The organism is Tenacibaculum sp. TC6, assembly GCF_050606265.1.
Lineage (GTDB): Bacteria > Bacteroidota > Bacteroidia > Flavobacteriales > Flavobacteriaceae > Polaribacter.
On sequence record NZ_JBOCUK010000057.1, the window covers coordinates 1 to 11,821 of the forward strand.

At 31.2% G+C, this 11,821-nt stretch carries 10 protein-coding genes; 6 read left to right on the forward strand and 4 right to left on the reverse strand.

The window, feature by feature from the left end; translation table 11 throughout:
- Positions 1-109: 109 nt before the first annotated feature.
- From ACQY1Q_RS16920 to leuS, 4 genes are all read right to left on the reverse strand, one after another.
- Entirely contained in the window at positions 110-976 is an 867-nt protein-coding gene (locus tag ACQY1Q_RS16920) for an acyl-CoA thioesterase (protein WP_431006513.1), read from the reverse strand.
- Between the two features lie 8 nt (positions 977-984).
- A complete protein-coding gene (locus ACQY1Q_RS16925) occupies positions 985-2,193 on the reverse strand; it encodes a peptidogalycan biosysnthesis protein (protein WP_431006514.1) in 1,209 nt (402 codons plus the stop codon).
- 61 nt (positions 2,194-2,254) lie between these two features.
- Complete coding sequence (locus tag ACQY1Q_RS16930; RefSeq protein ID WP_431006515.1) at positions 2,255-3,211, reverse strand: hypothetical protein; 957 nt, start codon at positions 3,209-3,211, stop codon at positions 2,255-2,257.
- Positions 3,212-3,329: 118 nt separating this feature from the next.
- Positions 3,330-6,167, reverse strand: a complete 2,838-nt coding sequence (gene leuS / locus ACQY1Q_RS16935; protein WP_431006516.1) for a leucine--tRNA ligase — start codon at positions 6,165-6,167, stop codon at positions 3,330-3,332.
- A 520-nt stretch (positions 6,168-6,687) separates the two neighbouring features.
- On the opposite strand from leuS, the gene ACQY1Q_RS16940 reads away from it, so the two are divergent.
- The 6 genes from ACQY1Q_RS16940 to ACQY1Q_RS16965 all read left to right on the forward strand — a co-directional run bounded on the left by ACQY1Q_RS16940 (position 6,688) and on the right by ACQY1Q_RS16965 (position 11,568).
- Entirely contained in the window at positions 6,688-7,689 is a 1,002-nt protein-coding gene (locus ACQY1Q_RS16940) for a phytanoyl-CoA dioxygenase (protein WP_431006517.1), read from the forward strand.
- A 208-nt stretch (positions 7,690-7,897) separates the two neighbouring features.
- Complete coding sequence (locus tag ACQY1Q_RS16945) at positions 7,898-9,481, forward strand: hypothetical protein (protein WP_431006518.1); 1,584 nt, start codon at positions 7,898-7,900, stop codon at positions 9,479-9,481.
- A gap of 2 nt (positions 9,482-9,483) precedes the next feature.
- Positions 9,484-9,969 (forward strand): hypothetical protein, encoded by a 486-nt coding sequence (locus ACQY1Q_RS16950; protein ID WP_431006519.1) that lies wholly within the window; start codon positions 9,484-9,486, stop codon positions 9,967-9,969.
- Between the two features lie 76 nt (positions 9,970-10,045).
- A complete protein-coding gene (locus tag ACQY1Q_RS16955) occupies positions 10,046-10,492 on the forward strand; it encodes a hypothetical protein (protein WP_431006520.1) in 447 nt (148 codons plus the stop codon).
- Between the two features lie 2 nt (positions 10,493-10,494).
- Positions 10,495-10,887: a hypothetical protein gene (locus ACQY1Q_RS16960; RefSeq protein ID WP_431006521.1), complete on the forward strand. Its 393-nt coding sequence runs from the start codon at positions 10,495-10,497 to the stop codon at positions 10,885-10,887.
- A 219-nt stretch (positions 10,888-11,106) separates the two neighbouring features.
- Positions 11,107-11,568 carry a hypothetical protein gene (locus ACQY1Q_RS16965; protein WP_431006522.1) on the forward strand — a complete coding sequence of 154 codons (462 nt, stop codon included), beginning with the start codon at positions 11,107-11,109 and terminating at the stop codon, positions 11,566-11,568.
- Positions 11,569-11,821: the final 253 nt, after the last annotated feature.

The window sequence follows — 11,821 nt, forward strand, 5'->3', positions numbered from 1 at the left end:
TGCGCTTTTTCTTGTGTGGACTCGTATTCATAAAATAAGTCTAATTTGTGTCAACTTATTTCAGGACGGGACAAAAAGTTAATAAAAAGGCTGGGTTAACCCAGCCTTTTTATTTTTTCATCGGTCTCATTAGCCCTTCTTGAGCTACTGAAGCAACAAGCTTACCATCTCTTGTGTAAATATTTCCACAGGCAAAACCTCTGGCACCATATGTATTGGGGCTTTCAACAGAAAACAACATCCAATCATCAAAATCAAAATCACGATAAAACCACATAGAATGATCTAAACTTGCCATTTGTGTATTTCCAAAATGAGCCTTACTCGCATTAGGATATAAACAAGCTGTTAAAATGTTGTAGTCTGAAATATACGTTAATATCTGTTGTTTAACGGGCAAATCTAAATTGGCTACCTCACCTTTTAACTTAAACCAAACATCAACTACCGGTGGTAAATCTTTTTTATCAAACGGATTTACTATTTGTACAGGTTTAAAATCAATAGGTCTTTCTATACTCAAAAAATCTTTCATTTTCTGAGGTAAAAAATTACCAAATTGCTCTAACATTCCTGTCCAACTTAATAAGTCTTCCGGTTGTTTTATTTCTTTTTTTATAGGCATTTGGTGTTCATAACCCTCTTCTATTTTATGAAAAGAACAGGCTAATATAAAAATGGTTTTTTCATTTTGATGCGCTGTAACCCTTCGGGTTGAAAAACTACCTCCGTCACGTATAGTCTGCACATTATACGTAATAGGCAATTCAAGGTTACCTGCTTCTAAAAAATAAGCATGTAACGAGTGTAAAATTCGTTCTTTAGGAACAGTTCTATAAGCCGCATTTAATGCTTGTGCTAACACTTGTCCTCCAAAAACATTAGGACTTCCTATATCTTTACTAACTCCATTAAAATTACCATTTCCAATATCATCTAATATTAAAATTTGTAATAATTCTTCAGTATTCTTCATTCTCTCAATTATTCATTTTCGGAAAAGTTATTGTCTTTAAAAGGAAACTTTTGCCTAAACTCTGTTGGTTGTATTCTTTTTAAAAATAAACTTAATATTTTATTAGGTATGCTTTTTTTATGTCGTAAATATATGGTCATTTCTTGGGGCTCAGCTCCTATAGAACTCTTAATTTCACTGGCGGTTCTACCAAAATTCACTGTTTTCAACTGTTTTGAAATAGCTAAATCAATGTAATCATATAACATACGCTGATAAATAGCATACTGCCTGTTTAAATCATAATTAATCCCTACAAAATGGGCATCTAATGTATTTTCATTAATAATTCCGGACATAAATCCGATTAACGAATCATTTAACCAATATCCTTTTAACACGTATTTATCACCTAAATTTTCTTTAAGTGTTTTATAAGTAGCCAAATTAAACGTACCTAAATTAAATCCGGCATTATTGGATACTTTCTTATAAAGATGAGTCATTTCCGGTAACAAACCTTCTACCATGGACGTATCAATATCTTTTACTATAAGTTCTGCGCTTTGTGTTAAGGCTCGTTTAGCTTTTACACGAAACTTTGTTTTCATAGCTGCTAAATAATCTTCAAAAGTCGTCCAATTTTCATTCAACTTCATAATCATATTGGGTTCTACTTTAAACGAGTAGTACCCTTCATTATGAAGCTCATTGGTTATTAAAAGTGACTCTTTATTAAAATCTTTAATCATAAAAGCATCAATTTCATTTTTCAATACCGGATCTGTATTTACAAACTGTAATAACGCTTTTATAAATTGTTTAAAAACTTTCTTTTTATCCTGATTCGGGTGTATGTACACACCATGTTCACCGGTTACAAATATGTTACCGCAAGTAATAATTTTAAAATGTTTTTCTTTTGATAGTATTTTTAATCGCCTACCGATACATTTTACTTTTTCAATAATAGACTCCATACCATTTTGAACACTATCTAAATGAAAATCTACAATTTGAAATGTAGTGAACCCTATAGCTTCGTTAGCCTCATTAAACAAAATTATATAGGCAAATTGTATTTGCGTATTATTTTTTTCTAATGCTTCTAAGTATTCAGGATTAAAATAGAGGTTAGATAAACAGGTAAGCTGCTTAAAAATAACATCAGGTATATCGTTTACCGATGAATAACAGCAAGCATTAGATACATTTTTGTTACAGGATAAAAAATTCACTAAATCACTTTATTTGGCGTGTAAAATACTAAAAGTTTGGCAAATAAGCCATGGTTATATTTTATACAACTCCTCTGTTCCATACCGGGACCTTTAAAAACCTGCTAATTTTAACCATATCGCTTAATAAATATTCTTTATCGCCATGATTTAACAGATTAAAACGTTCACCATTTTGAGTTACCAAGTTTAACTCGTAGCAGTAATAACCTCCGGTATTATTACCGGATACAAACTTAGCTAATACTTGTAAAGCATATACTTGCCTAAATGGTATTATTTCTTTTCCTACTAAAATTTTTCTTTTTTGTGAGTTTAAATATGCTTTTGAACTGAACGATAATATTAAAAAGCATCCTACTAATAAAAAGACTCCTCCTGATGTAAAAAATAATTTACCGGCTTTCATAAAAGTTAATGCTTCTGTTGAAAACTCATAGAACTCAATATATGTCCAAACCGTGTAGTTTAATCCCATTAAAAAGAAACTCCATGCTACAAACTTCATATAAGAACTTGATGTAATTTTATATCCAAAGGCTGTTTTTCGTAAGTGTTCACTTAAAAAATTACTTCCTGAGCTTTCAATAGCTTCCCATGAAATATGTTGACCTATAGCATCTGAATAGAAATCTTCAAAAGAAAATTCTATTTGTTTGTTTTTAGGTGAGTTCTTTTTTCTTCTTGATAAGTAACCCGACCCAAACATTCCTGCAAACATAAAGACTAATACCACCAGCATTCCTCCGGTTTTGTAATACATATACCTTTGTTTACCTAAGCTCATCTTATGAACAGGCACGGTAATTTCAAGTCGTTTTATCGTATTAAGGTCTTTTTGAGTAGGATTTTTAAGTTGCTGTAACGAATCTAACTGCTGTATACTTTGTTGCAACGCTATTTCTTGTTTATTAAATACTGCATAGGTATTTTGCAATTGCGGAATTACCACAAAAATGAATATTCCCAGAGGAATGATTGCAAAAAGCCATGAATTGTTAAGAGTTATTTTTTTCATAGTTTACTTTTAAGGGGAACAAATTTGAGAAAAAAATTAGATTTATAATAAAAAGAAACACCTTTGTTAAACCAGGTTTACAAAGGTGTTTCTTATGTAGAGAAAAAAATCAGTAGAATTAACCTACAATATTGATAATTTTCCCCGGAACTATAATTACTTTTTTAGGTGTACGCCCTTGTAATTGTTCTTGCGTTTTTTCATGTGCCATTACCACTTTTTCTATTTCTTCTGCGTTTAAGTTAAGAGGTAAGTTTAATTTAAAACGCATTTTACCGTTAAATGATACCGGATATTCTTTTTCAGATTCTACCAAGTAACTTTCATCAAATGTTGGAAAAGCAGCAAAAGCAATAGACTCTTCATGACCTAATTTACTCCATAGTTCTTCCGCAATATGTGGTGCATACGGAGAAATCAACACTAATAATTGTTCTAATACTGTTTTGTTGTTACACTTTTGGGCAGACAATTCGTTTACCGCAATCATAAACGTAGATACTGAAGTATTGAATGAAAAATTCTCAATATCTTCTTCTACCTTTTTAATGGTTTTGTGTAATGTTTTTAAGCTTTCTTTAGTAGGTTCACCTTCGGTAACTTCAAAAGCATCTCCGTTGTAGAATAACTTCCATAATTTCTTTAAGAAAGAGTACACTCCTGAAATTCCTGAGGTTTTCCATGGTTTAAATTGTTCTAACGGCCCTAAGAACATTTCAAACAAGCGTAAGCTATCTGCACCAAATTCTTCACAAATATCATCAGGATTAACAACATTAAACCAACGTTTAGACATTTTTTCTACCTCTCTTCCTACAACATATTTATCATTTTCTAATACAAACTCTGCATCGATAAACTGGGGTTGCCATTTTCTTAAGGCATCAATATTTAATTCATCAGATGAATTAATTAATTTAACATCTACTCTTAACTCTTCTGTTTCATATTGATCTTTCAACCCTAAGGATACATATTTATTGGTTCCGGAAATTCTATAAACAATTGCCGAAGTTCCTAAAATCATCCCTTGGTTGATTAGTTTTTTAGCAAACTCATCTACCGGCAAGAAACCTCTATCGAATAAGAATTTTTGCCAAAAACGAGCATATAATAAATGTCCGGTCGCATGCTCAGAACCTCCAATATATAAATCTACCTCTTTCCAGTAATCAACTGCTTCTTTGCTTACAAACGCACCATCATTTGTAGCATCCATATAACGGTTAAAGTACCAAGAACTTCCTGCCCACCCCGGCATGGTGTTTAGTTCTAATGGATAAATTCCGTTATCTTCAGATTTCTCACTATCGTTCGAAATGACAAGATCATTTGAAACTACTGTATTCGTATTTGTGTCCCAAGCCCATACCTCAGCATTTCCTAACGGTGGTTTTCCATCTTCAGTAGGCAAGTATTTTTCTACTTCCGGTAATACAATAGGTAAGTGGTTAGCGTCAATCATTTGCGGCATTCCGTCTTTGTAATAAACCGGGAATGGCTCTCCCCAATAACGTTGACGACTAAACACAGCATCACGTAAACGGTAGTTAATTTTTCCGTATCCAAAACCGCGTTGTTCCATTTCATAAATCACGGTTTTCATTCCTTTTTTGTAATCTAAACCGTTTAAAAAATCAGAATTTGCCAATACCGTTTTTTCTTTATCTGCAAATGCTTCTTCTGAAATATCTACACCTTCAAAAATATTAGGAATTTCCAGTCCGAAGTGTTTAGCAAAATCATAATCACGTTGATCTCCGCAAGGCACTGCCATTACAGCTCCTGTACCATAACTTGCCAACACATAATCGCCAATCCAAACAGGCACTTGTTTTCCTGTAAACGGATGTAAAGCATAGGCTCCTGTAAATACTCCTGAAATGGTTTTTACATCTGCTAATCTATCACGCTCAGAGCGTTTAGCTGTAGCTTCTACATAAGCTTCAACAGCTTCTCTTTGCGCATCTGTAGTAATGGTTGCTACTAATTCATGTTCCGGAGCTAACGTCATAAAAGAAACTCCGAAAATGGTATCAGGACGTGTTGTAAACACCTCTATCTTAGCACCATGCCCATCAACATCAAAAGACACCATAGCACCTTGTGAGCGACCAATCCAATTGGTTTGACTATCTTTTAACGGTTGTGGCCAATCAATGGTGTCTAATCCATCTAATAATCGTTGTGCATACGCAGTGATACGCATAGACCATTGCGTCATTTTTTTACGCACTACCGGATGCCCGCCACGCTCAGAAACACCGTTTACAATTTCATCATTGGCTAAAACAGTTCCTAAAGCAGGACACCAGTTTACTTCTGTATCTGATAAATAAGTTAATCGGTATTGTAATAGTATAGCTTGTTGTTCAACTTCTGAAAAGTTCTTCCATTCATCAGCAGAAAAAATTTTGATATCTTCATCAGAAACGGCATTTACATTTGCGTTTCCTTCAGCTTCAAAAATTGCAATTAGCGTAGCAATATCTTCTGCCTTATCTGTATCTTTATTATACCAAGAGTTGAACAATTGAATAAAAATCCACTGTGTCCACTTATAATACTCCGGATTTGATGTTCTCACTTCACGAGACCAGTCAAATGAAAATCCTATTTTATCTAATTGCCCTCTATAGGTTTGTATATTTGTTTCGGTAGTTATTGCCGGATGTTGCCCTGTTTGAATCGCATATTGCTCTGCGGGTAACCCAAAGCTATCATACCCTTGTGGGTGCAATACATTAAATCCTTTATGACGTTTATAACGTGCATAAATATCACTTGCTATATATCCTAACGGATGCCCAACATGCAATCCTGCTCCTGAAGGATAAGGAAACATATCTAACACATAATATTTAGGTTTCTCAGAAGTGTTACTAGCTTTAAAGGTTTGGTTTTTTGCCCAAAACTCTTGCCATCTTTTTTCTATTTCTTGATGATTGTATTGCATCTTACCTTATTTATTCTTGTTACTGCAAAAAGCTTCATAAGCTTCTTGTTTTCTTTGTAATGACGTTAATTTTAAAGCTGCAAATTTACAGTTATTGTTGATATGTAAAAAGTTTAGCTGTTTTAATACTGTGTATCTTTTAAAATTAGGCGTAAAAAAACCTCATAAATTTTAAAAACTTACGAGGTTCCACTATAAAGAATAAAAAAGTGTATGAACTATGTTGGTTTCGGTTGTGTTAAAATAACCTGAATTTATTTTGGCTCGCATTCAGATTATAGTCGTAACCTTATTTATTTCTAAGGTAGTTGTATCTTTTTCTTTTTTTAAAATGAAATGCTTTAACGTAGGATTTTAAACTATGAGCGACATTATTGTTAGTAAGAGATTTTTTTCTTTAGTAATAGATACAAATACAAACAATTACTTTGCTAAATAAAACTTTATTAACCGTTATAACCAATACTATTTTTATATTTTAGAGCTCTTTACCAACGTTTATTTTTACAACTAACCCAATATGAGCCAACAAACACTAACTACTGATATTAAAAATATAGTAACCGATTTATTAGAAAATACGCTATCTCAAAATGAAATTGAATATAAGATTAATGAGCTTCATACCTATTTTAAAGACATTACTAAAATAACCGGTTCTGACACAACTCTTGAACATCTGGCTGCAGTTACGACTGCTAAAGGAAAAGCCTTAGGGCTTAATCATGCAGCAACTTGTTTATTGGATTATAAAAGAACGGTAAAGTTTTTAAAAGGTATGGTTGCTGCTATTAAAGACAAACAGCAGACACATCCTAATCAAACCATTCGTATATTTTATGCCGGATGCGGACCTTATGCTCCTTTTATTACACTAATTGCACCGCTTTTTACTCCGGAAGAGATTCAGTTTTCTTTATTAGAAATTAATCAATTATCACTCAATTGCGCTAAAAACTTAATAACGGAACTACAATTAACTCATTATGTTCAGGAATATTATTGCGCTGATGCAGTAACTTTTACCATCCCGGATGCACATACTTATCATATTGTATTTAGCGAAACTTTAGATGCTTTATTATACAGAGAATGTTACCTCCCTATCGTTTTTAATTTTCTACCTCAACTATCTAAAGATGTTACATTAATTCCTCAAAATGTTGTCATAAAAATGAGTTTGGCTCCTTATGTTATTGATGAAACTCAACAGCAAGCGGATAGTATTGACACACTTCTTGATGTACGTAAAGAAGCTGAATTAAATGCTATTCCGGGTGTTATACCCAATCAGCTTCCAAGTAAAAAAGTAGCCGTGGCTTCTCTAGGAATTGAAAGGTATAATTACTTGGTGTTAGATACCTTGGTTCATGTATATGATACCATTTGGCTTACAAGAAATGAATCTTCTTTAACCATACCTCTTCAAATGCAATTAGAACAGCCTTTTAATTTTAGTGCTATTGTTTTTACCTATCAAATAGATCCTAGTATTGAATTTAAATGTAGCTTAGAACAGTAAGTAGTTTAACCACTACTCCTTTTACGTGTAATTTTGTATTTTTTACATGTTTACGTACAGTTTTATACAAAACTACGTACAAACATGCAAATTTTGCAAAAACCGTACAAAAAAGTAAGTCAGTGACTTACCAAAAGTAAGTCGTTGACTTACTCAGTTTTGTTTTTATGGTATTATATTTGAAATCAGAACTTTAAAACTAAATTCTATGAAAACCACACACTTTTTAAAAATGACTGTTTTAGTCACCTGCTTTTCCTTATTGCTATGGAATTGTCAAGAAGATGTTATTGTAACTTCTCAAAACAAAAACATTACACAACCTCTACCTAAGTATAACATTAAAACAGTTTCTTTTAATGAGCTACAAACCAATACGGCGGTACAGCAAAAATTAAAAGAGTTAAAAACAATACTTATAAAAAACAGAACTACCCATACGCAAAAGGTATATAATATTAATACCTTAAATGCGCTATTCATACAAAACTCACAAACAAATTTACATACATATACGTTTGCTGTTAACAATACTGAAAATCAAACTAGTCTTGAAAATGTAGTACTCTCTAAACAACCTAACGGAAGCTATAATGCCTATGCCATTACTTATACACTAAGTTCTAAAGAGCGTAGTAACTTAGCTAACGGAGTACCTGTTAACGTACTTTATAAAACTACCATTACTCCTATAAAACCAGAGCAACTCTTTGCTCAAAATAGAGGCCCTGGTGGTTGCTATAAGTTTAAAGAAGTAGGAATAGAAGATTGTTCTTGCCATGACACACATGCTTCAGGAGGCTGCACTCACCCTGAAACTATTTATGAGTTTGTTGAAGTTAACTGCCCAGGAGGGGCAGGAAATGGAATATCTGATGGCTCAGGAGACAGCGGTACTTCCGACGGGCTTTCAGGAAGCGGTGGAGGTTCCAACGGTGGTTCTACTGTTACGTATCCTGTTGATTTTCAAGACCCAAGATGCCCGGCCGGAAGTGGAAAAGTATTGGTAAATGATATTTGCCAATGTACTAATGGTAAAGTAGAAGATAGTAATGGCGTATGTAATTGCCCGGAGGGAACTATTATTGATCCTTCCACAAATACTTGCGTTGAAGATGATAAAATTATAAATAACTTAACCGGTAAAGCTAAATGTGTATATGATAAATTAACCAAATCAAGTACAGATTTTAAAACAATGATACAAAAATTTGATGGTGATTTCCCTGTGAGCCATTTAAAATTAACTATAAATAATAGTTTAGATTCTGGGGTTTTTGGAATTACATTACCTCCAGTAAATTATGTAACAGAAATTCAAATAAATGGAAATGGGGTATCAAATTTATCAGATTTAGGTGCTGCTACAACATTCGCTCACGAATTAATTCATGCAGAAATTTTTAGAAAAATGCTTTCAGCAGCAAAAAAGGGTGATTTGAATTATCATAATAATCAGAATTATACAACTCAAGATAGAATTAATTATGTAAATTCATTAAAAGATAATTTTCCTGGGTTATATGATTATTATTGGAAAAGATATAAATCAACATGGAATCATAATATGATGGCTACTCATTATAGAACTACCATAGCAGATATCATACAGAATTTTGACAATAATCGTCTTTCTCGTTCAACCTATGAGTCTATAGCTTGGGCTGGTTTGGGTGAAATAGAAAACAATCAAAGTACTGTTGCTTGGCAGAATTTAACTTCTATAGAACAACAAGCTATTATTGACACCCTAAATCAATATTTTTTTAACGGAACTTCAAATTGTAATTAATTATGAGAAAAATAGTATTGTTTTTATTAATCATTGTAAAATCATATTCTCAAGAATCAACATCAAATTATTTTTTTATAAATGGACAAAAGTTTTCAAAGCAAACCAAGTATGTGATGTATGATTCTAAAGAGGATGTAAAAAAAACTACTAATGATAAAATATATTTTTTTATTCAAGGAGAAGCATTTGAATTTTTGAGAAATAAGTTTAGGGTAGACACATGCAGTATCAGAAATTTAAAAAAAATAAAAATAGAAAAAGTAAAAGGTCTATCCGACAGAGAATATTTGTTTTATAAACAAAGTTTAAACAAAATAAAAGGAAAGGAAGATAAAATACTTGGACCAATGCCGATAACCAAAAATCACAATTATTTTAAGGTTATTATTGTAGAGAAATATGAAGATAAAATTTTGAAATATGATGTTGATTGGACTTATACAGGAACAAGAGGGTTTAAAGTAGTTAACAAAAAGAGGAAATAACTCACCAGATTATGTAATTACTATTGCTTTAAATAATAATACTAATGAACATGGAGTAAACTACAGGTCCAATCTTATGAATGCTAAAACTGTTGCTCATGAAGTAATTCATGCTGAAATGTTTAGAAAATTACTTTCAATATCTCAACACTCTAGCATACAATTAACTAGATCTCAAATAATACAATTGAGTAATAATTTCCCAGGATTGTATGATTATTATATGAGATGGAAATGGAATGTAGCCCCTAGTCAAAGTCCTTCAAGTGCCCAACATGAAGCTATGGCTCAACATTATAGAAATATTATTAAGGCTACATTAAAAGAATTTGATAATACGCAAACTAAAGATGTATACGATGCTTTATCATGGACTGGTTTAATGGGGACAGGAACTTTTGATCAAACAACAGGACTATACTCTAATTCTACTGTTGCTTGGAGTAGCTTAACTAAACAACAACGATTAGATATTCTTAATAAAATAAAGGTTTTTAATTCTAAAAATGATAATTGTAATTAATTATGAAAAAAATACTAGTAATACTATTGTTAACGTATTTTGGGGTATCATCTCAAAATAAGGAAGATATTGTTCTGATTTCAACGCACAAAAAAGAAGAAACTAAAAATTCGATAATATTTAAAATTAATCAAGAAAATTTTCGATTTAATAAAACGAATTTTTCTAAAAAGAATACTTATTTAAATAAACATAGTTATAAAATATTATCCATAAAAGAATTAAATAATGAAATCAAAATAAAGCTCAAGAATGATAAGCTTCAAGATAAGTTTATTTCAATGTATTACGATAAATACTACAATATTTTTGTGTTTGAAAAAATCTGTAAAAATTATGGTACACTATACCAAGTAGAATGGATTCTAAAGGTGGACACTAAGGAAATAGATTGAAATAGAATTACCCAAATTATAGAAACTTTACAATAAATAGTTTAAAAGAGTTTGAGTCTAATTTAGACAATAAAGTGTATGAAGCTTTAGCATGGGAAGGATTGGATAAAACTAGTATTATTGGTTGGCAACAAGGGGAATATCAGAAACAGAAAAAACAAGAATAAGAAATGTTCTCTCTAACTATATAAATAACAATAAAAATCAAAACTGTCAATAATGAAAAGTATTATCTGTTTAATTAGTTGTTTACTTACTTGTAATATTATTTTTAGCCAAGAAAATAAAGAAACAATTTACCTATTGTTTAATAATGACAACAAAAAAACATGTAAAGTTGAAACTGAATTTTCACATGATAATGATGGTGTAATAGATGGTTATAAAACAACTGGTAAGTATAGAAAGAAAAACACTAAAAATTTTATTTATTTTAATATTTGCGATGAGAAGTTTTCTTTTAATAGAAAAAAAAATAAGGTGGATACTTGTAATATTTATTATTTAAAGAATATAAAATTCTCAACCATAGATTATATAAATAAAAAAGTTAAAAGTTCAAATCTTGGTTACTTATTCAAAAATTCTATTTTTAAAAATATTTATATTATTGAAAAAATATCAGAAAAAACAATAGTTAAGTATAAAGTTTCTTGGGCAGGTGAAACTTCTATTGAATAGCCCACCTACATTAATTTACGAAAATCCTGATTCCTTTTTAGGAAACAATATGATGACTTTTATTCCAGTTTTTCTAATTTATACTCCAATTACATCAATGAAATTGGATACCAAAATTGATTTTGATAATAATCAACACTCCAATCAATTTTATTTAGATATTGCTTGGGGAAGGATTAATTTATGAAAGAAGTAGTAATGCTATCTCTATTTGGGTTGACTTAGCACAAACAGAAAAAGATAGAATAAAAAA